General features: G+C 73.2%; 19 protein-coding genes and 3 pseudogenes. 16 read left to right on the plus strand and 6 right to left on the minus strand.

Translation table 11 applies throughout. From position 1 onward, the window contains the following. Positions 1 to 12 precede the first annotated feature (12 nt). Positions 13 to 1512, plus strand: a complete 1500-nt coding sequence (locus QUE38_RS14565) for an SDR family oxidoreductase (protein ID WP_286308993.1) — start codon at positions 13 to 15, stop codon at positions 1510 to 1512. Here QUE38_RS14565 and QUE38_RS14570 read toward each other — a convergent pair. Both QUE38_RS14570 and QUE38_RS14575 read right to left on the minus strand, forming a co-directional pair. Then, positions 1473 to 2018 (minus strand): O-acetyl-ADP-ribose deacetylase, encoded by a 546-nt coding sequence (locus tag QUE38_RS14570; RefSeq protein ID WP_286308995.1) that lies wholly within the window; start codon positions 2016 to 2018, stop codon positions 1473 to 1475. The two genes, QUE38_RS14565 and QUE38_RS14570, sit on opposite strands and share 40 nt — an antisense overlap. 2 nt (positions 2019 to 2020) lie before the next feature. Beyond that, positions 2021 to 2299, minus strand: a complete 279-nt coding sequence (locus tag QUE38_RS14575; protein WP_286308997.1) for a metal-sensitive transcriptional regulator — start codon at positions 2297 to 2299, stop codon at positions 2021 to 2023. Between the two features lie 261 nt (positions 2300 to 2560). Between QUE38_RS14575 and QUE38_RS14580 the strand changes: the two genes are divergently transcribed. The 5 genes from QUE38_RS14580 to QUE38_RS14600 all read left to right on the plus strand — a co-directional run bounded on the left by QUE38_RS14580 (position 2561) and on the right by QUE38_RS14600 (position 8305). After that, positions 2561 to 4681 (plus strand): DEAD/DEAH box helicase, encoded by a 2121-nt coding sequence (locus QUE38_RS14580; protein ID WP_286308998.1) that lies wholly within the window; start codon positions 2561 to 2563, stop codon positions 4679 to 4681. 95 nt (positions 4682 to 4776) lie between these two features. Further along, entirely contained in the window at positions 4777 to 5808 is a 1032-nt protein-coding gene (locus QUE38_RS14585) for a 6-phosphofructokinase (RefSeq protein ID WP_286308999.1), read from the plus strand. Positions 5809 to 5810: 2 nt separating this feature from the next. Beyond that, entirely contained in the window at positions 5811 to 6293 is a 483-nt protein-coding gene (locus QUE38_RS14590) for an 8-oxo-dGTP diphosphatase (protein WP_286309000.1), read from the plus strand. 72 nt (positions 6294 to 6365) lie between these two features. Beyond that, positions 6366 to 6680, plus strand: coding sequence for a hypothetical protein (locus QUE38_RS14595; protein WP_286309001.1), 315 nt, complete (start codon positions 6366 to 6368; stop codon positions 6678 to 6680). 119 nt (positions 6681 to 6799) lie between these two features. After that, positions 6800 to 8305 carry an aspartate ammonia-lyase gene (locus tag QUE38_RS14600; protein WP_286309002.1) on the plus strand — a complete coding sequence of 502 codons (1506 nt, stop codon included), beginning with the start codon at positions 6800 to 6802 and terminating at the stop codon, positions 8303 to 8305. 33 nt (positions 8306 to 8338) lie between these two features. Here the strand turns inward: QUE38_RS14600 and QUE38_RS14605 are convergent. Next, positions 8339 to 9212: pseudogene (locus QUE38_RS14605) on the minus strand (fumarylacetoacetate hydrolase family protein). 9 nt (positions 9213 to 9221) lie between these two features. Further along, positions 9222 to 10817, minus strand: coding sequence for an AlkA N-terminal domain-containing protein (locus QUE38_RS14610; protein ID WP_286309004.1), 1596 nt, complete (start codon positions 10815 to 10817; stop codon positions 9222 to 9224). Positions 10818 to 10909: 92 nt separating this feature from the next. On the opposite strand from QUE38_RS14610, the pseudogene QUE38_RS14615 reads away from it, so the two are divergent. The 6 genes and pseudogenes from QUE38_RS14615 (at position 10910) to QUE38_RS14640 (ending at position 17450) form a co-directional block, all read left to right on the plus strand. Continuing rightward, positions 10910 to 12309 (plus strand): annotated as a pseudogene (locus QUE38_RS14615) (FAD-binding oxidoreductase). Further along, positions 12306 to 13454 (plus strand): PrsW family intramembrane metalloprotease, encoded by a 1149-nt coding sequence (locus QUE38_RS14620; RefSeq protein ID WP_286309005.1) that lies wholly within the window; start codon positions 12306 to 12308, stop codon positions 13452 to 13454. The pseudogene QUE38_RS14615 and the gene QUE38_RS14620 overlap by 4 nt, the downstream one beginning before the upstream one ends. 58 nt (positions 13455 to 13512) lie before the next feature. Beyond that, positions 13513 to 14808 carry a GAF domain-containing protein gene (locus QUE38_RS14625; RefSeq protein ID WP_286309006.1) on the plus strand — a complete coding sequence of 432 codons (1296 nt, stop codon included), beginning with the start codon at positions 13513 to 13515 and terminating at the stop codon, positions 14806 to 14808. 110 nt (positions 14809 to 14918) lie between these two features. Further along, positions 14919 to 16441: pseudogene (gene exaC / locus QUE38_RS14630) on the plus strand (acetaldehyde dehydrogenase ExaC). A 4-nt stretch (positions 16442 to 16445) separates the two neighbouring features. Beyond that, a complete protein-coding gene (locus tag QUE38_RS14635) occupies positions 16446 to 16847 on the plus strand; it encodes a DUF779 domain-containing protein (protein WP_286309007.1) in 402 nt (133 codons plus the stop codon). 231 nt (positions 16848 to 17078) lie between these two features. Then, a complete protein-coding gene (locus QUE38_RS14640; RefSeq protein ID WP_286309008.1) occupies positions 17079 to 17450 on the plus strand; it encodes an FKBP-type peptidyl-prolyl cis-trans isomerase in 372 nt (123 codons plus the stop codon). Between the two features lie 71 nt (positions 17451 to 17521). Here the strand turns inward: QUE38_RS14640 and QUE38_RS14645 are convergent, their stop codons facing one another. Further along, positions 17522 to 17797, minus strand: coding sequence for a protealysin inhibitor emfourin (locus QUE38_RS14645; protein WP_286309009.1), 276 nt, complete (start codon positions 17795 to 17797; stop codon positions 17522 to 17524). Between the two features lie 142 nt (positions 17798 to 17939). Here QUE38_RS14645 and QUE38_RS14650 point away from each other — a divergent pair, with 142 nt between their 5' ends. From QUE38_RS14650 to QUE38_RS14665, 4 genes are read left to right on the plus strand one after another with little or no spacing between them, the layout of a single operon-like run. After that, the gene (locus QUE38_RS14650; RefSeq protein ID WP_286309010.1) at positions 17940 to 18782 is read left to right on the plus strand and encodes a DUF4397 domain-containing protein; all 843 of its coding nucleotides are present in this window, start codon (positions 17940 to 17942) and stop codon (positions 18780 to 18782) included. A 5-nt stretch (positions 18783 to 18787) separates the two neighbouring features. After that, positions 18788 to 19504 carry a class F sortase gene (locus QUE38_RS14655; RefSeq protein ID WP_286309011.1) on the plus strand — a complete coding sequence of 239 codons (717 nt, stop codon included), beginning with the start codon at positions 18788 to 18790 and terminating at the stop codon, positions 19502 to 19504. Between the two features lie 13 nt (positions 19505 to 19517). Next, the gene (locus QUE38_RS14660) at positions 19518 to 20159 is read left to right on the plus strand and encodes an RNA polymerase sigma factor (protein ID WP_286309012.1); all 642 of its coding nucleotides are present in this window, start codon (positions 19518 to 19520) and stop codon (positions 20157 to 20159) included. Then, positions 20143 to 20931, plus strand: coding sequence for an anti-sigma factor (locus tag QUE38_RS14665; RefSeq protein ID WP_286309013.1), 789 nt, complete (start codon positions 20143 to 20145; stop codon positions 20929 to 20931). The genes QUE38_RS14660 and QUE38_RS14665 overlap by 17 nt, the downstream gene beginning before the upstream one ends. A gap of 13 nt (positions 20932 to 20944) precedes the next feature. Here QUE38_RS14665 and QUE38_RS14670 read toward each other — a convergent pair whose 3' ends face one another. Then, entirely contained in the window at positions 20945 to 22054 is a 1110-nt protein-coding gene (locus QUE38_RS14670) for a M4 family metallopeptidase (RefSeq protein ID WP_286309014.1), read from the minus strand. Positions 22055 to 22105 lie beyond the last annotated feature (51 nt).

The raw sequence follows: 22105 nt of genomic DNA on the forward strand, positions 1-22105 counted from the left end.
GGGGAGGGTTCGATGACGCGACGTGTGCTCGTGACCGGCGCGACCGGCTACATCGGGGGGCGGCTCGCACCGCGCCTCGCGGCCGCGGGGCACGACGTGCGCGTGCTGGTGCGCTCGCCGCAGCGCCTGCGCGACGTGCCCTGGGCCGACGACGTCGACATCGTCCGGGGCGACCTCCGCGACGAGGCATCCGTCGCCCGCGCCTGCGAGGGCATCGAGGTGCTCTACTACCTCGTACACTCGATGGGCTCGCGCGGCGACTTCGCGGCCGACGAGCGCGCCATCGCGCGCAACGTCGCCCGAGCCGCGCGTGCTGCGGGCGTCGCGCGCATCGTCTACCTCGGCGGGCTGCACCCCGACGACGAGCACCTCTCGCGCCACCTCGCCTCGCGGGTCGAGGTCGGCGAGATCCTCCTGCACTCGGGCGTGCCGACCATGGTGCTCCAGGCGGGCGTCATCATCGGCTCCGGCTCGACCTCGTTCGAGATGATCCGCCACCTCACCGAGGTGCTGCCGTACATGCCCGCACCGCGCTGGGTGCGCAACCGCATCCAGCCGATCGCGGTGCGCGACGTGCTGCACTACCTGGTCGAGGCCGCGTCACTCGACGGCGACGTGAACCGCACCTTCGACATCGGCGGGCCCGACGTGCACCGGTACGGCCAGCTCATGAACGGCTACGCGGTCGAGGCGGGCCTGCGCCAGCGCCCCATCGCCGCGCTGCCCGTGCTGACGCCGTACCTGGCGAGCCAGTGGGTGAACCTCGTCACCCCCATTCCGCGGCGGCTGGCCGTGCCCATCATCGAGTCGCTGCAGTTCGAGTGCGTGGCCCGGGAGCACGACATCGACGACGTCATCCCGCCACCCGAGGGCGGCCTGACCCCGTACCGGCGCGCGGTGCGGCTCGCGCTCGACCGCGAGCGCCACGGCGAGGTCGAGACGAGCTGGCGCAACACGGCCGTACTCGGCGCCCCGAGCGATCCGCTGCCGAGCGACCCCGACTGGGCCGGCTCGACCGTGTACGTCGACGAGCGCGAGCGCCGTTCGCCCGCGCCGGTGGCGGGGCTCTGGTCGGTGATCGAGGGCGTCGGCGGCGAGAACGGCTGGTACTCGTTCCCGCTCGCCTGGGCGCTCCGGGGGTGGATCGACAAGCTCGTCGGCGGCGTCGGCCTCCGGCGCGGCCGGCGCGACCCCGACGAGCTGCACCCCGGCGACGCGGTCGATTTCTGGCGCGTCGAGCGCATCGATCGCGGTCGGCTGCTCCGCCTGCGCGCCGAGATGCGACTGCCCGGGCGGGCGTGGCTCGAGATGGGCGCGGAGACCGACGGGGAGGCATCCGTCTACCGCCAGCGGGCCGTGTTCTTCCCCAAGGGGCTGCTCGGCAGGCTCTACTGGTTCGCGATCCTGCCGTTCCACGGCGTGATCTTCTCGGGCATGGCGAACCGCATCACGGCGCGTGCGCAGGTCGTGGCTCAGGAGTCGGCGTCGACGCTCGCATCCGACGCCGCCTGAGCGAAGGCCGCGTGGGTCGACGCGCTGAACAGCACGAATCGCACGAGGTCGGGGCGGTCGGATGCCCCTGAGACGGCCTCGACCGCGACCCGTGCCGCGTCGGCGAGCGGCCAGCCGTAGGCGCCCGCCGAGATCGCGGGGAACGCGATCGACTCGGCGCCGAGCTCGGCGGCGAGGAACAGGGAGGAGCGGTAGGCGCTGGTGAGCTGCGCGCGTCGCGCGTCGGCCTCGGCGCCCGGGCCAGGCCAGACCGGTCCGACGGTGTGGATGACCCACTGCGCGTCGAGCAGCCCCGCGGTCGTGGCCACGGCCTCGCCGGTGCCGAGGCCGTCGACGAGCACCGACTCGCGCAGCGCCCGGCACTCCTCGAGGATGCTCGGCCCGCCCGCGCGGTGGATCGCGCCGTCGACGCCGCCGCCGCCCAGCAGCGACGAGTTGGCCGCATTCACGATCGCGTCGACCCGCTCGCGCGTGAGGTCCCCGGTCACGAGCTGCAGCCGGGGCATCGTCAGCTCCGGTTGTTGGAGAGCTCGAAGAGGCGCACGAGCTCGGCGACCGCGGCGTCGCGCTCCTCGCCGCCCGCCTCGTACATGTGGCTGACGTGCGTGCGCAGGTGGTTCTCGACGAGGAGCTTGTTGAGCGACGCGAGCGACTTCTGCACGGCGAGCGACAGCGTGACGATGTCGACGCAGTACTCCTCGTTCTCGATCATCTTCTCGATGCCGCGCAGCTGGCCCTCGATGATGCGCGTGCGGTGCAGGGCGCGCTTCTTGATGTCCTCGATCACGCTCTCAGGGTAGTCCCACCGCGGGTCGTGGCACGGCGCGGCGCCGTGCGGCTACAATGGTGCCGCGCCGGTCGAGCCTGCTCGTTCGTTCCGACGGTGCGAGTTCACGTCCGCCACGGACGCTCGCATCTCGCTTCGGGCATCGGTCTCGGCGCATCCGTCGCGAACGGGTCGCATCGACACGATGCCTCCGCGAACGGGACGGAACGGGGCATCCGCCCGGTCGCGCACCGCACCGGGGGCACGAGGTTTTGGAGGACCATGGCCAGCACGAGGCAGCGCACGCGCTCCCGCGACGATGACGCGCCCATCATCCCGATCCTCGCGCGCAAGGTGCGCGAGGTCGAGGCGAAGGCCCAGAAGGGCAAGGTCGGGCCGACCAACCGCACGAAGTTCCAGGTCATCGCGCTGCTCATGCGCGAGGAGCGTGCGCGGGTCAAGACCGACGGCGCAATCGAGGACGGCCCGCGCGCCGAGCTGCTGAAGCGCCTCGACGGCATCGCGCAGATCCTCGCGAAGACGGCCGCGCGCGACACGAGCCTCATCTCACTGCTCGAGCCGGATGCCTCGATCTCCACGGTCGCGCAGCGCTTCCGTCGCGACTGGCTGCTCGAGTCCGGCGCCGAGCTCAGCCCCGACGAGCTGATCATCTCGCGCGAGCCGGAGCCGGTCGTGGACGTGCTGAGCGAGAACCAGGTCGTTCCGGCGTCGGTGCGGGCGCGCCAGCTGGCCAACCCCTTCCTCGCGCCCGACCTGTCCGCTCCGCGCAAGGCGCCCGTCCCCGTGCGCCGCCTCGCGAACTGGGAGCTGCTTCAGCCGCTGTTCAAGGCGTTCGAGCAGGGCTCCGGCGGCCGGGCCGCGACGATGGAGCTGCCCGAGGTGCCCGCGATCGACCGCCTGTCGCCGCGCCACCTCGAGCTCATGCACCACCAAGCGCGGTTCATCGAGGCCGCGCGCGAGGGCCACCGCACCTTCCTGCTCGCCGACGAGCCCGGCCTCGGCAAGACCGCGCAGAGCGTGCTCGCCGCATCCGTCGCCGACGCCTACCCGCTGCTCGCGGTCGTGCCGAACGTCGTGAAGATGAACTGGGCGCGCGAGGTCGAGCGCTGGACCCCGCACCGCCGCGCCACGGTGATCCACGGCGACGGCGACACGCTCGACGCGTTCGCCGACGTCGTCATCGTCAACTACGACGTGCTCGACCGCCACATGTCGTGGCTCTCGACGCTCGGCTTCCGCGGCATGGTCGTCGACGAGGCGCACTTCATCAAGAACCTGCAGTCGCAGCGCTCGCGCAACGTGCTCCAGCTCGCCGAGCGCATCCGCGAGCGCACGCCGGGCGGCGACCCGCTGCTGCTCGCGCTCACGGGCACGCCGCTCATCAACGACGTCGACGACTTCCGCGCGATCTGGCGCTTCCTCGGCTGGATCGACGGCGACAAGCCCGCCCCCGAGCTGCTCGCGCGGCTCGAGGAGACCGGGCTCACCCCCGCCGACCAGGGCTTCTACCCCGAGGCGCGCCAGGCCGTGATCGACCTCGGCATCGTGCGCCGCCGCAAGGTCGACGTGGCGGCAGACCTGCCCGACAAGCGCGTCGCCGACCTGCCGGTCGAGCTCGACGACGAACTGGGCCGCTCGATCCGCCAGGCCGAGCGCGAGCTCGCGCAGCGCCTCGCCGACCGGTTCCGCACGCTCGTCGCGAGCCGCGACCTGCGCGTCGGCGACCTCGACGACGACCAGCGCGACGCGTTCATCCGCGCCGTCGCGAGCGCCGAGCTCGAGGAGTCGCGCAGCGCCAAGTCGGGCGACAACGTGTTCACGATGGTGCGCCGCATCGGGCAGGCGAAGGCGGGCCTCGCGGCCGACTACGCCGCGCAGCTCGCGCGCTCGGCCGGCAAGGTCGTGTTCTTCGCCAAGCACATCGACGTCATGGACCAGGCCGAGGCGGCCTTCGCGTCGCGCGAGCTGCGGTCGGTGTCGATCCGCGGCGACCAGTCGGCCATCGCGCGCCAGGCCGCGATCGACGCGTTCAACTCCGACCCCGAGGTGCATGTCGCGGTCTGCTCGCTGACCGCCGCGGGCGTCGGCGTGAACCTGCAGTCGGCGTCGAACGTCGTGCTCGCGGAGCTCAGCTGGACCGCGGCCGAGCAGACCCAGGCGATCGACCGCGTGCACCGCATCGGGCAGGACGAGCCGGTGACGGCGTGGCGCATCATCGCCGCGCACACGATCGACACCCGCATCGCGGAGCTGATCGACGCGAAGCAGGGCCTCGCGGCCCGCGCGCTCGACGGCAGCGACGTCGATCCCGGCTCGGCCGACTCGGTGCAGCTCGACGCGCTGCAGCACCTGCTGCGGCAGGCGCTCGACGGCACGCTCTGATCACCGGCTGTCGATAGACTGCGGCAGACCCGCCCCGGGGCACCGGGGCGGCACCACCACCCGCATCCTGTGATCGACAAGGAGTCGTGCATCCCATGAAGATCGGTCTGCTCACCAGTGGCGGCGACTGCCCCGGCCTGAACGCCGTCATCCGAGGGGCCGTGCTCAACGGCGTCATCTCCCACGACGACGAGTTCGTCGGGTTCCGCAACGGCTGGCGCGGCGTCGTCGAGGGCGACTTCGACGAGATCGTCCGACACGACGTGCGGGGCCTCTCGAAGCAGGGCGGCACGATCCTCGGCTCGAGCCGCACCAATCCCTTCGAGGGCGAGGGCGGGGGCCCCGAGAACATCCAGCGCATGCTCGACGAGAACGGCATCGACGCGATCATCGCCATCGGCGGCGAGGGCACGCTCACCGCTGCGCGACGCCTCGTCGACGAGGGCGGCATCAACGTCGTCGGCGTGCCGAAGACCATCGACAACGACCTCGCCGCGACCGACTACTCGTTCGGCTTCGACACCGCGGTGCAGATCGCGACCGAGGCGATCGACCGACTCCGCACCACCGCCGACTCGCACGGCCGCTGCATGGTCGTCGAGGTGATGGGCCGCCACGTCGGCTGGATCGCGCTGCACTCGGGCATGGCGGGCGGCGCGCACGCCATCCTCATCCCCGAGCAGCCCAAGACCATCGAGCAGATCTGCGAGTGGGTCGAGTCGGTCCGCGACCGCGGTCGCGCGCCGCTCGTCGTCGTGGCCGAGGGCTTCACGCTCGAGGGCATGTCGGAGGCGCACTCCCACAAGGGTCTCGACGCGTTCGGCCGCCCGCGCCTCGGCGGCATCGGCGAACTGCTCGCGCCCATGATCGAGGAGCGCACGGGCATCGAGTCGCGCGAGACGGTGCTCGGCCACATCCAGCGCGGCGGTGCGCCGTCGGCGTTCGACCGCGTGCTCGCGACCCGACTCGGCATGGCCGCCGTCTCGGCCGTGCACGATCAGGCGTGGGGGCAGATGGTGTCGCTGCGCGGCACCGACATCGAGGTCGTCAGCCTGCACGAGGCCACCGGCGCGCTCAACCACGTGCCCGCGTCGCGGTACGACGAGGCGAAGATCCTCTTCGGGTAGCCGTGCTGCCCCGGGTGTGCGTCTGCTACCTGCTGCGCGACGGCGACGGCGGGCGGCAGGTGCTGCTCGGGCGCAAGAAGGAGGGCCTGGGCGCCGGGCGCCTGGTCGGCCTCGGCGGCAAGCTCGAGCCGGGGGAGTCGGCGGTGGCGGCCGCCGTGCGCGAGGTGCACGAGGAGTCGGGCGTCGTCGTCGCGGCATCCGACCTCGACCATCGCGGCCGGCTCACCTACCGGTTCCCGACCCGCTCCTCGTGGAGCCAGGAGTCCGACGTGTTCGTGGCCGAGCGGTTCGACGGCGAGCCCGTCGAGTCGGACGAGCTCGTGCCCGCCTGGTACGAGGTCGACCGCCTGCCGCTCGACGAGATGTGGGACGACGCCCGGTTCTGGCTGCCGGGCGTGCTCGCGGGCGGTCGCGTGCGCCGGGCGTTCCGGTTCGCGGCCGACCTCGCGAGCGTCGACGCCGAGGAGCAGCCGCCGGCCGCGTGACGGCGCGCCACCGCCGTGATACGGGGGACAGCCGGATGTCGCGCGCCCCGGGGCATCCGTAGCGTGGATGCCATGACCACCACCGCACCGACCAGCACCGCACCGTCCGTCTCCTACGGCCCGAGCGCCGAGCGCGCCGAGCCGCGCGGTCTCGGCATCGCGAGCCTCGTGCTCGGCATCGTCTCCATCCTCACCGGCGGCGGCGCCGTCGTGGGGCCCATCGCCGGCCTCGCGCTCGGCATCGTCTCGCTCTCGCGCGAGCCCGGCAACCGCACCATGGCCGTCTGGGGCATCGTGCTGAACGCCGTCGTGCTCGGCTTCGCGGCACTGGCCGCGCTCGGCACGGTCGCGCTGGCGCTGTTCGCACTGCCGTTCGCGCTCTTCTGATCCGCCCGCCATCGCGCGGATCGCGGGCCGCTCCGGTGCCACCGGGCGGCCCGCGGCGGTAGGCTCGGAGCATGCCGGCGACCCACCGGCGCACCACCACCGATGGCGATGGAGACCCCATGATCGTGCACCCCCTCGAGCAGCATTCCGACACCGACGGGGAGGGACGATCACCCGACGACGGGCCGGTGCGCATCGAGTCGGATTCGCTCGGACGGGTCGAAGTGCCGGCCGACGCCTACTGGGGCGTGCACACCCGGCGCGCGCTCGACAACTTCCCCATCTCGAAGCGCCCGATCTCGGTCTACCCCGAGCTGATCGTGGCGCTCGCGTCGGTCAAGCAGGCCGCCGCGCGCGCCAACAAGCAGGTCGGCGCGCTCCGCCCCGAGACCGCCGACCGCATCGACGCGGCCTGCCAGCGGATCATCGACGGCGACTTCCACGAGCAGTTCGTCGTCGGCGTGATCCAGGGCGGCGCGGGCACCTCGACGAACATGAACGCCAACGAGGTGATCGCGAACGTCGCGCTCGAGCTCGCCGGCTTCGAGAAGGGCCGCTACGACGTCATCCACCCGATCGACGACGTCAACCGCAGCCAGTCGACGAACGACACCTACCCGACCGCGCTGAAGATCGCGCTGGCGCTCTCGCTGCGCACCCTGCTCGACGAGCTCGAGGAGCTGCGCCTGTCGTTCCACCGCAAGGCGATGGAGTTCCGCGAGATCCTCAAGGTCGGCCGCACGCAGCTGCAGGACGCCGTGCCGATGACGCTGGGGCAGGAGTTCCACGGCTACGCCACGACGCTCGGCGAGGACAAGGCGCGCCTCGAGGAGACCCGCTGGCTCCTCGCCGAGATCAACCTGGGCGCGACGGCGATCGGCACCGGCATCACCGCCGACCCGGGCTACGCGTCCGCGGCGGTGCGGCACCTCAACGAGATCACCGGGCTCGCGCTCGAGACCGCGCCCGACCTCATCGAGTCGACGAGCGACACGGGCGTGTTCATGTCGTTCTCGGGGTCGCTCAAGCGCAGCGCGATCAAGCTCTCGAAGATCTGCAACGACCTGCGGCTGCTCTCGTCGGGCCCGCAGACCGGCCTCGGCGAGATCAACCTCCCGCCGAAGCAGGCGGGCTCGTCGATCATGCCCGGCAAGGTGAACCCGGTGATCCCCGAGGCGGTCAGCCAGGTCGCGTTCCAGGTCGCGGGCACCGACGTGACCGTGACGATGGCGGCCGAGGCCGGCCAGTTGCAGCTCAACGCGTTCGAGCCGGTCATCGCGCACTCGCTGCTGCAGTCGATCGCGTGGATGCGCCAGGCGTGCTGGACGCTGCGCGTGAACTGCGTCGACGGCATCACGGCGAACACCGAGCGCCTGGGCGACATGGTCGCCTCGAGCGTCGGCGTGATCACCGCGCTCATCCCGTTCATCGGCTACCAGCAGGCGGCCGAGCTCGCGAAGGAGGCGTTGCGCACCGGGCGCCCGGTGGCCGACCTGGTCGTCGAGGCGGGGCTCATGACGCGCGAGGCGGTGACCCACCAGCTCTCGCCGAACCGGCTGTCGGGCATGGAGCCGATCACGACCGCGATCCCGGTGATCCAGCTCCAGGCGGAGCCGTCGGACTGACGTGCGCGGCGCCGGGCGCGCGCCCGGCGCCGGTCAGACCACCCGGCAGTGCGTGGTGAGCGCGCCGATGCCCTCGATCGTGACCGTCACCGTCGACCCGTCGGCGAGGAACACCGGGGGCTTGCGCGAGTAGCCCGCACCGCCGGGGCTGCCGGTCGAGATGAGCGTGCCGGGCGGGATGGTCGCCGAGCGCGAGAGGTAGGAGATGATCTCGGCGACCGAGCGCACCATCTCGTTGCTCGACGCGTCCTGCAGGATGTGCCCGTCGACGTTGGTCGTGAGCCACACGTCCTGCGGGTCGGGGATCTCGTCGGCGGTCACGACCACCGGTCCGGTCGGCGTGAACCCGTCGAACGACTTGCAGCGCGACCACTGCGCCTCGGAGAACTGGATGTTCCGCGCCGTGATGTCGTTGACGACCGTGTAGCCCCACACGTAGTCGAGCGCGTCCTGCACGCGCACGCCGCGCGCCGGGCGTCCGATGATGACGCCGAGCTCGGCCTCGTAGTCGACCTCGTGCGAGAGCTCGTCGGGCCAGGTGGTCGTCGCGCCGTGACCGGCGAGGGAGTTCGGCCAGAGCGAGAACACGGTCATCGCGGTCTCGGAGCGCAGCTTCAGCTCCGAGGCGTGGGCGGCGTAGTTCGCGCCGATCGCGAGGATGTGCGGCGGCCGCAGCACCGCGGACGCGTGACGCAGGTCGGCCACGGCGTGCGTCGGCGCGTCGGCGGCGATGGCCGCATCGGCCAGGCCGCGCACGTGCGCGAGGCCCTCGGGGCCGCGTTCGATGAGGTCCTGCAGATCGCGCGGCGGGTCGTCGACCACCTCGTCGAGGAAGAGCGCCCGTTCGCCGTGCACCACCGCGAGCCGGGGTCCGCTGGCCGTCGACCCTGAGGTGTGCGAATCTCACCCCCTCAGGCTATCGAGCGGCAGCGGCCCGGACTTGTCGGCCGGAGACAACAGATCGTGCAGGTCCTGCAATGGATTCCACGGTCGTTCCGCTGGGCGGGACCGGAGCGACGCGGTCGGCAGGGCGGGCGGATGCTGCGCGCCACAGGTGCATCGACGCGTAGCTGCGCCACGGCGCCCACGTCGCCCCGCGGCGCTCGAGCTCGCGCGCGCCCCCGGGCAGGCCGAGCCGGGCCGCGCCCGTGCGCAGCGCCGCGTCGCCCGTGAGCAGCACGTCGGGGTCGCCCGTCACGCGCATCGCGACGTAGCCGGCGGTCCACGGGCCGATGCCCGGCCTCGCGAGCAGCGACGCGCGCAGTTCGTCGCGCGGCACGTCCACGTCGACCCGCAGGTCGCCGGTCGCGAGCGCCTCGGCGGTGCCGATCACGGCCGCGACCCGCGCGGCAGGCCCGCGGAGCACCTCGCCGCCGCGCTCGGCGATCGCCGCGGCGGTCGGGAACAGCCGCCAGGTCGTGCCGCCGAGCTCCGCGGGCTCGCCGAGGGCGGCGACGAGCCGGGTGAGCGCGGTCCGCGCCGAGGCGACGGAGACCTGCTGCCCGAGCATGGCGCGGATGAGCAGTTCGTGCGGATCGAGGCATCCGGGCACCCGCATGCCGGGCTCGGCGGCGACCGAGGGGGCGAGTGCCGGGTCGGCGCCGAGCGCTGCGGAGATCGCCTCGGCGTCGGCGTCGAGGTCGAACAGGCGGCGCACGCGCGAGACGAGGGGCGGCAGGTCGGCGAGCGAGGCGAGGTGCGCGGTCACGCGCACGCCGGGGTCGTCGCGGTCGGCTTCGAGGCGCACGAGCGCGGGGCCGCCGGGCAGCCGCAGCGCGCGCGTGAACACGCCGTCGGCCGAGGCCTCCATGCCGGCGACGGTGCGCGCGTCGAGCCAGTCGAGCACGCCGCCCGCGTCGAACGGGGCGCGTGCGGGCAGGCGCAGCACGAGCTGCCCGGCGTCGCCGTGCTCGGGCGCGCCCCGGCGTCGGCGGGCGAGCGCGCGCAGCTCGCTGGGCGTGCGCTCGTAGACTGCGCGGACGGTGTCGTTGCACTGGCGCACGCTGCCGAACCCGGCGGCGAACGCGATGTCGGCCACCGGGAGGTCGCTGCCCACGAGCAGCGCGCGGGCGGTCTGCGCGCGGTGCGCCCGGGCGAGGGCGAGCGGGCCCGCGCCGAGCTCGGCGGTGAGGATGCGCCCGAGGTGGCGCGGGGTGTAGCCGAGCCGCGCGGCGAGCCCGGGCACGCCCTCGCGCTCGACGACGCCGTCGCCGATGAGGCGCATCGCGCGCGACGCGAGCTCGTCGTCGAGGTCCCAGCGCGGCGAGCCGGGCACCGCGTCGGGCAGGCAGCGCTTGCAGGCGCGCAGGCCGGCCTCGTGTGCCGCAGCGGCCGTGAGGTAGAAGCGCACGTGCTCGGGCTTGGGCGTGGTGGCGGGGCAGCTCGGCCGGCAGTAGATGCCCGTCGAGTGCACGCCCGTGATGAACTGCCCGTCGAAGCGCGCGTCGCGCGAGCTCATGGCGCGGTAGCGCTCGCGGAACTCGGGGTCGCGCAGTCGGTCGGTGACGGGCATGCCTCCAGCCTCGCATCCGGCGGGCGCGAACGGTAGCGGGAATCGGACACGGCTGCGCGGTGCGCGTCGCCGGCCCGCCCTAAGGTGATCGCATGGCATCAGAGGTCATCGACGAACTGCGCCGCGCACTGGGGGACGCGGTCTCGACCGACGCGGGCGTGCGCGACGCGGCACGCATCGACGCCTCCGGGTGGCGCACCGACAGTGCTCCCGACGCGGTCGTCTCGGCGGCATCCGTCGCCGACGTGCAGGCGGTGCTGCGGATCGCGTCGGCGACCGGCACGCCGGTGGTGACGCGCGGTGCGGGCACGGGGCTGGCCGGCGGGGCGAACGGATGCCGCGGGCAGATCGTGCTCGACACGACCCGCATGGACCGGGTGCTCGAGATCGACCAGGCGAACGAGCTCGCGGTCGTCGAGCCGGGCGTGATCAACGACGACCTGAACCGGGCGCTCGCGCCGCACGGGCTCTGGTACTCGCCCGACCCGGCGAGCAAGGCGATCTCGACCATCGGCGGCAACATCGCCACGGGCGCTGGCGGGCTGCTCTGCGCGAAGTACGGCGTGACGCGCGAGGCCGTGCTGGGGCTCGTCGTGGTGCTCGCCGACGGCTCCCTGCTGCGCACCGGGCACCGCACCGTGAAGGGCGTCACCGGGTACGACCTCACCGCGCTGCTCACGGGGTCGGAGGGCACCCTCGGCGTGATCGTCGAGGCGACGCTCCGGCTGCGGCCGGCGCCGCGTCACGAGCCCGTCACCATCGCCGCCGCCTACCCCGACGTCGAGTCCGCCGCGGCGGGCGCCGCCGCGGTCGTGCGCGCCCACCTGCGCCCCGCGATGCTCGAGCTGCTCGAGCCGGGCGGGCTCCGTCGCATCCGCTCGTTCCTGGGCGACGAGGCGCTCGCCGGCACGCCCCTGGCCGCGGATGCCGCGCCGGCGGACGCGGCCTTCCTGCTCGCGCAGACCGACGGCCCGGCCGCGCCCGCGGAGGCCGCCGAGGTCGCCGCGGCGCTCGCGAGCGCGGGCGGCAGCGTGGCGCTGGCGGCGGACGCCGCGGAGGGGAGCGGCTGCTCGCCATCCGGCGCTCGTTCCACGGCGCACTGGCGGCGTCCGGCGAGGTGCTCATCGAGGACGTGTCGGTGCCGCGCTCCCAGCTGCCGGCGATGTTCCGCGAGATCGCGCGCATCGGCGAGGCGCACGGCCTGGAGATCCCGACCGTCGCGCACGCGGGCGACGGCAACCTGCACCCGAACTTCGTGTACACGGGCGACGAGGTGCCCCCGCACGTCTGGGCGGCGGCCGACGAGCTGTTCCGCACGGCCGTCGCGCTCGGCGGCACGCTCACCGGCGAGCACGGCGTGGGCGTGCTGAAGCGCCGCTGGCTGCGCGACGAGCTCGGCGACGGGCAGCACGAGCTGCAGCGGCGCATCAAGGCGGCGTTCGACCCCGCGGGCATCCTGAACCCCGCCGTCATGTTCGAGCCGGTCGCATGAGCGGGTCGTCGCCGGCCGGGCCTGCGGGGCCCCAGCCGCACCTGCAGGCGCCCGTGCCGCGCACCTCGAGATCGCGCGGCGCGGGGCTCGCCGCGGTCGGCATCGTGCTCGCCTCGCTCGTCGGGCTCGCGGTCGCCGCCTACCTCGTCTCCGCGCTCGGAACCGGTGCCGCCGCGGCCGGCGCGGTGCTCGCCCTGGTGCCGCTCGCGGCCGTGCTCTGGGCCGTGCGCTGGATCGACCGGTGGGAGCCCGAGCCGCGCGGGGCGCTCTGGTTCGCGTTCCTCTGGGGTGCGACCGTGTCGGTCGCGCTGGCGCTCATCGTCGACCTCGCACTCGGCGTGCTCGGCGGCATCGACGACGACGTGTTCGGCGCGGTCGTGCAGGCGCCGATCGTCGAGGAGCTCGCGAAGGCGATCGGGCTCCTCATCCTCGCCGCGGCCGCGCGCGCCCACCTCGACGGGCCCGTCGACGGCCTCGTCTACGCGGCGACCATCGCGGCCGGGTTCGCCTTCACCGAGAACGTGCTGTACTTCGGCGTCGCCCTGCTCGAGGACGGCCCCGACGGGCTCGGCGCGGTGTTCTTCGTGCGGGGCGTCATGTCGCCGTTCGCGCACGTCATGTTCACCGCGTGCACGGGCATCGTGATCGGGCTGTTCGTCGCGCGCGGCCGCAGCGCACTGCTCGGCGCGCTCGTCGGCCTCGTGCCCGCGATCGGCCTGCACGCGCTCTGGAACGGCGCCCTGTTCGTCGTCGACGACTTCTTCGGCTACTACCTGCTCGTGCAGGTGCCGCTGTTCGCCTTCGCGATCGTCATCACGGTGTGGCTGCGCCGGCTCGAGCGCCGGGTGCTGCGCCGCCGCCTGGCCGAGTACGCCGCCGTGGGCTGGTTCAGCGCGGGCGAGATCGAGATGTTCACCACGCCCGCGGGCCGCCAGCGCGCACGGGCGAACGCGTCCGCGCGCGGGGCGGCGGCGCGTCGCACGATGGACGCGCTCATCCGCGACACCACGCACCTCGCGTTCACGCGCGAGCGCATCGCGACCGGTCGCGCCGCGATCGGCGGGACGGATGCCGCGCGGGCGGTCGCCGACGAGCGCGAGCTGCTCGCGTCGATCGTCGCTGCGCGGGCGTCGCTGCTGGCCTGACCCGGCATCGCGCAGCGTATGCTGGGCGCACCCGGACGACGTCGATCGGAGCCCACGCATGCCCGCACCCGACGACGCGATGCGCGACGAGGCGCCGATCGCGTGGCGCGATGCGCTGCTCGCCGCGCGCGAGCGGGTCGCGGCGGGCGACGATCCGGGGCCCGGGCTGAGCCTGCGCCCGCTCGTGCACGAGGCGTGGCGGCGGGCACTCTCGCACGCGGTCGACCCCGAGCGCTCGCTGCCGGGCATCACGACCGGCGACGCCGAGTTCCGCGAGTACCGCGCGCAGCATGAGCTGACCGGCGCGCTGCCGGTCATCCGTCGCCTGCTCGCCGACGACGCCGAGGAGAACGGCCTGCTGGTCGCGGTCGGCGACGCACGCGGCCGGCTGCTCTGGGTCGAGGGCGACCGCCTCCTCCGTCGGCGCGCCGAGGACATGCGATTCGTCGAGGGTGCCGACTGGTCGGAGGAGCGCATCGGCACGAGCGCCCCCGGCACCTCGCTCGCGCTCGACCGCGCCGTGCAGATCCGGGGCGCCGAGCACTTCCACTCGATCGTGCACCCGTGGAGCTGCACGGCCGCCCCGGTGCACGACCCGGTCTCGGGCGCGATCCTCGGCGTCATCGACATCACGGGCGACGACCAGGCGGTCGCGCCCCACACCCTCGCGCTCGTCTCCGCGACGGTCGCCGCGGTCGAGTCCGAGCTGCGCATCCTGCGACTCCAGACCGACGTGCAGGCGACCATCCGCCGCTCGCGCATGCGCCGCGCGCTGCCCGACCGTGCGCTGCACGTGCTCGGCGGCGAGGCGCCCCGCCTCGGCGGGCTGCGGCTCAGCCTCCGTCACGCCGAGATCCTGCTGTTGCTGGCGTGGCAGCCCGACGGCCTCAGCGCCGAGCGCCTGGCGGGCTTGCTCTACGAGACGGATGCCTCCTCGGTGACGCTCCGCGCCGAGCTCGTGCGCCTGCGCCGCGTGCTCGAGGGCGCAGGGCTGCCCGTGCCGGCCTCCCGCCCGTACCGACTCGCCGAACCGCTCGAGACCGACGCCCGCGAGGTGCTCGACCTGCTCGACCGTGGCGCGCACCTGCGCGCACTCGAGCGCTGCACCGGCCCGGTGCTGCCCGAGTCCACGGCGCCCGGTGTCGTGCGCATCCGCGCCGAGGTCGCCTCGCGCCTCCGCGAGGCGATGCTCGCCGACGCCGCCGTGGAGCACCTGGCCCGCTACGCCGACACCGACGCCGCGCGCGACGACCTCGAGGTGCAGCGCGCGTGCCTGCGCCTGCTGCCGTCGCGCTCGCCGAAGCGCGCCCGGGTCGTCGCCCGCATCGAGGCGATCGAGCGCGAACTGGGCTAGCCACGGGCATCCGCTCGCCCCTGCAACCTTGCTGCAACCTCCCGCGACCTACCGTGTCGACACGTGCCCAGCGAGGGCACCGACAACGGAGTCAGGAAACAGGAGGACCGATGACGGTCTACGCAGCGCCCGGCACCCAGGGCGCACTCATCGATTTCGCACCCCGGTACGAGCACTTCATCGGCGGGGAATGGGTCAAGCCCGTGAAGGGCGGCTACTTCGAGAACATCTCGCCGGTCAACGGCAAGGCGTTCACCGAGGTCGCGCGCGGCACGGCGGAGGACATCGAGCTCGCGCTCGACGCGGCGCACAAGGCCGCACCGGCGTGGGGCCGAAAGAGCGCGGCCGAGCGCGCGGCGGTGCTCAACCGCATCGCCGACATCATCGACGCCAACCTCGGGCTGCTGGCCGTGGCCGAGACGTGGGACAACGGCAAGTCGATCCGCGAGCCGCTGAACGCCGACCTGCCGCTCGCGAGCGACCACTTCCGGTACTACGCGAGCCTCATCCGCGCGCAGGAGGGCAGCTTCACGCAGCTCGACAACGACACGGTCGCGTACCACTTCCACGAGCCGCTCGGCGTGGTCGGGCAGATCATCCCGTGGAACTTCCCGCTGCTCATGGCGGTCTGGAAGCTCGCCCCGGCGCTCGCCGCGGGCAACTGCGTGGTGCTGAAGCCGGCCGAGCAGACGCCGTCGTCGATTCTCGTGCTCATGGGCCTCATCGCCGACGTGCTGCCCGCGGGCGTGGTGAACGTCGTCAACGGCTTCGGGGTCGAGGCCGGCAAGCCGCTCGCGTCCTCCAGTCGCATCCGCAAGATCGCCTTCACGGGCGAGACGACCACGGGCCGCCTGATCCTGCAGTACGCGGCGAACAACATCATCCCGACCACGGTGGAGCTCGGCGGCAAGAGCCCGAACATCGTGTTCGAGTCGGTCGCCGAGCGCGACGACGCGTTCTACTCGAAGGCGCTCGAGGGGTTCAGCCTGTTCGCGTTCAACCAGGGGAGGTGTGCACCTGCCCGAGCCGCTCGCTCATCCAGCAGTCGATCTACGACTCGTTCCTGAACGACGCGATCGAGCGCACCAAGCAGGCGAAGCAGGGCAACCCGCTCGACACCGAGACGCAGGTCGGCGCGCAGGCGTCGAACGACCAGCTCGAGAAGATCCTCAGCTACATCGACATCGGGCAGCAGGAGGGGGCGAAGCTGCTGCTCGGCGGCGAGCGGGTCGACCTCGGCGGCGACCTCAGCGACGGCTACTACGTCGCACCGACCATCTTCGAGGGGCAGAACCGCATGCGGCTGTTCCAGGAGGAGATCTTCGGCCCGGTCGTCGCGGTCACGAGCTTCACCGACTACGACGACGCCATCTCGATCGCGAACGACACGCTCTACGGGCTGGGCGCGGGCGTCTGGTCGCGCAACGGCAACGAGGCGTACCGGGCCGGCCGCGACATCCAGGCCGGTCGCGTGTGGGTGAACAACTATCACGCGTATCCGGCGGGGGCGGCGTTCGGCGGCTACAAGTCGTCGGGCATCGGCCGCGAGAACAACGTGCAGGCGCTCGACCACTACCAGCAGACCAAGAACCTGCTGGTGAGCTACGACGAGAGCCCGCTCGGGTTCTTCTAGGCCGATGTCGCTCGAATCGCTCCGCACGATCGTCGGGTCGATCACGGTCGCCGGCGACGCGTCGCCGCGGGTGGAGCTCACGCCCGCGGCGGCGGAGCTCATCGACCGGCTCTGGTCGGCCCACGGCCCGCTCATGTTCCACCAGTCGGGCGGATGCTGCGACGGCAGTTCGCCCATGTGCTACCCGGCCGGGGAGTTCGTCACGGGGGAGGCCGACATGCTGCTCGGCGAACTCGTGCTCGACGAGGACCGCTCCGTGCCGTTCTGGATGTCGGCGGAGCAGTTCGCGCTCTGGCGGCACACCTACCTGTCGGTCGACGTCGTCCCGGGCCGGGGGAGCGGGTTCTCGCTCGAGGCTCCGGAGGGCGTGCGCTTCCTCATCCGCTCGCGGCTGATGGGCGCCTGACCGGCACCGAGACACCCCACCGGGCGACGAGTCGCCTGCCCGTGCGAAGCCGGGGGAACGGCCCGCGCACAAAACTCGTCGCCCGGTGGTGTGGCACTGCCGACAACGCTGCTCGGGCGACGAGTTCGTGGATTTCAGGATGCATCCGGGGTGCCCGCCGCGCAAGCAGATGAGGGACACGTGTCCCGCTTCCGCGTTGCCCGAGCAGTGGTCATCCGATTGGATGGAGGCATGACAGACACCAACAGCAAGCCCGAGGTCGACGCACCGGAGGGCCCCGCGCCCCTCGAGCTCGTCATCGAGGACATCGTCGTCGGTGACGGCGCCGAGGCCCAGCCCGGCTCGACCGTCGACGTGCACTACCTCGGCGTCGAGTACGACTCCGGTGCGGAGTTCGACTCGTCGTGGAGCCGCGGCCAGTCCATCAACTTCCCGCTCGCGGCGCTCATCGCCGGCTGGCAGGAGGGCATCCCCGGCATGAAGGTCGGCGGTCGTCGCAAGCTCGTCGTGCCGCCGCACCAGGCCTACGGCCCCGCCGGCGGCGGGCACCAGCTCTCGGGCAAGACGCTCATCTTCGTCATCGACCTGCTCGGCGTCAGCTGAGCGGCACCTCTCACCGAACGACCCGGCGCAGCGCGCCGGGTCGTTCGTCGTTCACGCCCGCTCACGCCCGCTCACGCCCGCTCGCGCTCGCCGCGCTCCTGCACGCGGTCGACCAGCTCGCGCCACGGTCCGTCGAGCTGCCGGTCGGCGAGGCGCGCCTCGTGCGGCCGGCACTCGATGCGGTAGGTGAACCGGTCGGGCTGCGCCTCGGTCTCCGGCACGTCGTCCCACGGGATCGACGCGATCAGCAGGTACCAGGTCTCCGGGTCTGGCTGGTCGTCGACGTGCACCCGCCAGCGCACGGACAGGCCGGCGAACCCGCCGCTGCGCGACACGGTGACGTCCATGACGCGATGGTACCGGCCCGCCCCGCGGGGCCGCGGAAAAAGATTCGATGCGGATGCATCCGAATCACCGACCCCACCGGAAGACATGGGTGACAGCAGTTCTCCGCCCCGGACATCGGGGCCAGATGAGGAGGAAGATCCCATGCGCACCAGAACAGCCGCCGGAGCAGCAGCCGGCATCGTCGCAGGCGCGGCTCTCGCGCTCGGCGCAGTCGCACCCGCGTCGGCAGAGGAGGGCGACGTCGCCATGCTGAGCGTGCTCCACGGCGTGCCCGGCCTGACCGTCGACGTCTACGTGAACGACGACCTCACCCTCGAGGACTTCGAGCCCGGCGACCTGGCCGGCCCGCTCGAGCTCCCGGCCGGCACCTACAGCGTGCAGATCAACGCGGCCGACTCCGAGGACGCCGCGATCGGCCCGGTCGACCTCCCGCTCGAGGCCGGCATGAACTACACCGCCGCCGCGCACCTCGACGCCGACGGCGCGCCGACCGCGTCCCTGTTCACGAACGACACCTCCTCGTCGGCCGCCGGCGAGGGCCGCCTGACCGTGCGTCACATCGCCGCGGCTCCCGCGGTCGACGTGCTCGCGGGCGGCGAGGCCGTCGTCACGGACCTCGCGAACCCGGACGAGGCGTCGCTCGACCTGCCGGCGGGCACGATCTCCGCATCGGTCGCCGCTGCGGGGACGACCGACCCGGTGCTCGGGCCGGCCGACGTGACCGTCAACGAGGGCGAGCTCACCATCGCGTACGCGTGGGGCAGCCTCGAGGACGAGAACCTCGCGCTCGCCGTGCAGACCGTCGGCGGACTCCACTCGGCCCCGGGCGACGTGCCCGCGGGTGAGGCGGGTCTCGCTGCGACCAACGCGCCCGTCGATGCGACGGTGTGGTGGCTCGGTGCCTCCGCCGCCGTGCTGTTGCTGGGTGCGGCCGTGGCGATCGGCGTGGCCGACCGTCGCAGCCCGGTCCGGAGCAAGCGCTGAGCGCCATGAACCGGACGAGGGCGGCCTCCGTCGCAGCGGCCTGCTGCGCGGGGGCCGCTCTCGCGGCGCTGCTGGCGGCGGGCACCCTGGCCGCGGGCTCGGTCGGCGCGGCAGGCTCGACGGATGTCGCGGGGCAGGCGCCGATCCCGGTGATCGACGCATCCGTGCCGGTGCCCTCCGCGGCATCCGTCGAACCTGCCGAGGCCGGCACCGCGAGCGTGCCCTCCGTGCCCGTGCGCAGCTCGGCACTCGACGACCAGCCCGCCGATCCGACCGAGGCGCCCGTGCGGCTGCACGCCCCCGGCATCGGGGTCGACGTGGAGGTCGTGCGGGTCGGCATCGTCGACGGCGACGTGATGGAGCTCCCCGAGAACCCGAACGTGGCGGGCTGGTACCGCTACGGACCGGGCATCGGCGACGAGTCGGGCACCGTGGTCGTGGCCGCGCACGTCGACTCCCTCGAGTTCGGCCTGGGCCCGTTCGCCGCCATCGCGGACGCGCCGGTCGGCACCGAGATCGTGCTGACCTCGGCCGAGGGGACGACGGAGCGCTTCGTGATCGCCTCCCGCGACGCCGCCCGCAAGGGATCGGTGGACTGGGACGCCGTGTTCGACCGCTCCGGCGAACGCCGGCTCGCGATCATCACGTGCGGCGGCGAGTTCGACTGGGAGCGACGCACCTACCTGGACTCGGTCGTGGTGTTGACGGAGCCCGTCGGGTGAGGCGGCGATCACTATGCTGGTGGACACGATCGCGGCGACGGCGCCCGGTGCGCCGGGCACGCTCGTGGTCGAGTACCCGACGGCCGCGAGGAGGCAACGGAGGCACGTGGAGGATCCCGCGAATGACGACCGACGGCTCGCCGAGGCGTTCCGCAACGGCGAGGAGTGGGCCGTTGCGGCGGCGTACGGAAGGTGGTCGAGACTCGTGTTCACCATCGCCGTGCGTTCCCTCGGCAACAGCCAGGACGCCGAGGACGTGACCCAGCAGGTCTTCGTGAAGGCGTGGCGGTCGCGCGACCGGTTCGATCCCGAGCGGTCGCTGTCGGCCTGGCTGACCGGCATCACGCGGTTCACCGTGGCCGACATGCACGAGGCGAGGTCGCGCGAGCGGCGGCTCGCCGAGGCGGCAGCGGGCGAGCTCGCGGTCACCGAGACGGTCGATCCCCGACTCGAGGAGCGCGTGCTGGTCGCCGACGAGCTCTCGCACCTGCCGCCGGAGCCGCGCCGGATCATGCACCTGGCCTATTACGAGGGGCTCACCCACGGGCAGATCGCCGAACGGATCGGCATGCCGCTCGGCACCGTGAAGAGCCACGTCAGACGAAGTCTCACCCGCATGCGAGCCCGATTGGAGGTGGATGATGCTGCACTGTGACGACGATGAACTCGCCGTGATCGCCCTGGGCGACCGCGAGCCGACGCGCGAGGAGCGCGACCACCTCGACGGGTGCCTCCGCTGCATGGGGGAGCTCGATGCGCTCCGCGCGGCATCCGACCTCGCTCGCGAGACCGTGGGCGCCCCGCTCCAGGCCCCGCCCGCGTCGGTCTGGGCCGGCATCCACGCCGAGCTCGGCCTGGGCGAAGCGCTCAGGGCGACACCGGCGGATGCCTCCGAAGCGGACGAGGCACCCGCGGCACCCGCTGCGCCGCCTCCTGCGACCGTGCCGCCCGCCCCCGTCGACCTGGCCGAGCGCCGCCGCGCCCGCGGCTCCCGCTTCTGGGCGCCGCTGCTGGCCGCGGCCGCCGTGCTCGGGCTGGTGGTGGGCGTCGGTGCCGGCATCTGGTGGAACTCCCGCGAGCCCGACCCGACCGTGCTGGCCGAGGCGGAGCTCGCGGGCTTCCCCGACTGGCCGGGCGCGAGCGGCGTCGCGGTGGTCGAGGAGCTGCCCGACGGCACGCGCGAGGTCGTGGTCGACCTCTCCGGCGTCGACGACCCGGACGACCTGCTCGAGGTGTGGCTCATCCGCGGTGACGCGTCCGGCCTCGTGAGCATCGGGCTGCTCGACGGTGCGACCGGTCGCTTCACGGTGCCGGCCGGCCTCGACCTGGGGGAGTACCCGCTGGTCGACGTCTCGGCCGAGCCCGACGACGGCGACCCGGCGCACTCGGGCGACTCGATCGTGCGCGGCGACCTGCGCGGCGCCTGAGCCCGCCGGTTCGTCAGCCGGCGAGCACGCCCACCTCCGCCCACCCCTCGGCGACGGCGAGCGCCTCCGCCGAGGTGTCGCTGAAGCGAGCGCGGGCGGTGTCGAGCGTGGCCGCGGCGAACCCGGCGAAGTCGGTGTCGCGTCCGATGCGGTCGCTCGTGAGGGTGTCGTACCAGACCCGGCCCGCGCGTTCCCAGGCCGGGCCGCCGAGGCGCAGCGCGGCGACCACGAACGCCCGGTTCGGGATGCCCGAGTTGAGGTGCACGCCGCCGTTGTCCTCGCGCGTCTCGATGTAGTCGCGCAGATGGGCGGGCTGCGGGTCGCGGCCCAGCACGTCGTCGTCGTAGGCCGTGCCCGGGGCGATCATGGAGCGGATGGCGTCGCCCTCGACCTGGTCGGTGAACAGCCCCTCGCCGATGAGCCAGCTCGCGTCGCGCGCCTCCTGGCGGCGAACGTACTGCTCCAGCAGCGCGCCGAACACGTCGGAGACGTGCTCGTTCAGGGCGCCCGACTGCCCCTGGTAGCGCAGGTTCGCGGTGCGCTCGGTCACGCCGTGGGCGAGCTCGTGCCCGATCACGGAGAGCGAGTTGGTGAAGCCGACGAACACCTCACCGTCGCCGTCGCCGAACACCATGCGCTCGCCGTCCCAGAACGCGTTGTCGTAGTCGCGCCCGTAGTGCACGGTGGCGTCGAGCGGCATGCCCGCCCCGTCGATCGAGTCGCGCCCGTAGGCCTCGAACAGGAAGCCGAACATGTCGCCGAGGCCGTCGTACGCCTCGGTCACCGCCTCGTCGCCCGTGTCGGGCCCGCCTTCGCTGCGCACGAGGCGCCCGGGCAGCACCTCCCGGCCGCCCGCGTCGGAGATGCGGCGGAACGGCGTGCCCGGCGCACGGTCGGCCGGTGCGGGCGCGGCCCGCACCCCGGGCGGGCTCGGCGGATGCTCGTCGGTGCAGCGGAACTCGCGGAACGGCGCGTCGCGGTCGAGCGTGCGCCGCGCGGCGATGGCCGCGTGCCCGAGCTCGGGCTGCACGGCGATGCGGGCCAGCAGGTACGGCGGAACGATCCAGGAGCGGTGCGCTGCAGGTCGGGTGCGGGCGTCGGCTCGAGGCATCCGTGTCGTCATGGCTCGATGCTCGCACGCGCCGCCGACGACTCGTCCACGAACGCGCCGACC

The sequence above is a fragment of the Agromyces mangrovi genome (genome assembly GCF_030296695.1).
Classification (GTDB): Bacteria; Actinomycetota; Actinomycetes; order Actinomycetales; family Microbacteriaceae; genus Agromyces; species Agromyces mangrovi.

Excerpts from the sequence above, each read along its gene's own strand:
- QUE38_RS14565 (WP_286308993.1), top strand. The coding sequence starts at position 13 with ATGACGCGACGTGTGCTCGTGACCGGCGCGACCGGCTACATCGGGGGG.
- QUE38_RS14570 (WP_286308995.1), bottom strand. The coding sequence starts at position 2,018 with ATGCCCCGGCTGCAGCTCGTGACCGGGGACCTCACGCGCGAGCGGGTC.
- QUE38_RS14580 (WP_286308998.1), top strand. The coding sequence starts at position 2,561 with ATGGCCAGCACGAGGCAGCGCACGCGCTCCCGCGACGATGACGCGCCC.
- QUE38_RS14585 (WP_286308999.1), top strand. The coding sequence starts at position 4,777 with ATGAAGATCGGTCTGCTCACCAGTGGCGGCGACTGCCCCGGCCTGAAC.
- QUE38_RS14595 (WP_286309001.1), top strand. The coding sequence starts at position 6,366 with ATGACCACCACCGCACCGACCAGCACCGCACCGTCCGTCTCCTACGGC.
- QUE38_RS14600 (WP_286309002.1), top strand. The coding sequence starts at position 6,800 with ATGATCGTGCACCCCCTCGAGCAGCATTCCGACACCGACGGGGAGGGA.
- QUE38_RS14610 (WP_286309004.1), bottom strand. The coding sequence starts at position 10,817 with ATGCCCGTCACCGACCGACTGCGCGACCCCGAGTTCCGCGAGCGCTAC.
- QUE38_RS14620 (WP_286309005.1), top strand. The coding sequence starts at position 12,306 with ATGAGCGGGTCGTCGCCGGCCGGGCCTGCGGGGCCCCAGCCGCACCTG.
- QUE38_RS14625 (WP_286309006.1), top strand. The coding sequence starts at position 13,513 with ATGCCCGCACCCGACGACGCGATGCGCGACGAGGCGCCGATCGCGTGG.
- QUE38_RS14635 (WP_286309007.1), top strand. The coding sequence starts at position 16,446 with ATGTCGCTCGAATCGCTCCGCACGATCGTCGGGTCGATCACGGTCGCC.
- QUE38_RS14640 (WP_286309008.1), top strand. The coding sequence starts at position 17,079 with ATGACAGACACCAACAGCAAGCCCGAGGTCGACGCACCGGAGGGCCCC.
- QUE38_RS14645 (WP_286309009.1), bottom strand. The coding sequence starts at position 17,797 with ATGGACGTCACCGTGTCGCGCAGCGGCGGGTTCGCCGGCCTGTCCGTG.
- QUE38_RS14650 (WP_286309010.1), top strand. The coding sequence starts at position 17,940 with ATGCGCACCAGAACAGCCGCCGGAGCAGCAGCCGGCATCGTCGCAGGC.
- QUE38_RS14655 (WP_286309011.1), top strand. The coding sequence starts at position 18,788 with ATGAACCGGACGAGGGCGGCCTCCGTCGCAGCGGCCTGCTGCGCGGGG.
- QUE38_RS14660 (WP_286309012.1), top strand. The coding sequence starts at position 19,518 with ATGCTGGTGGACACGATCGCGGCGACGGCGCCCGGTGCGCCGGGCACG.
- QUE38_RS14665 (WP_286309013.1), top strand. The coding sequence starts at position 20,143 with ATGATGCTGCACTGTGACGACGATGAACTCGCCGTGATCGCCCTGGGC.
- QUE38_RS14670 (WP_286309014.1), bottom strand. The coding sequence starts at position 22,054 with ATGACGACACGGATGCCTCGAGCCGACGCCCGCACCCGACCTGCAGCG.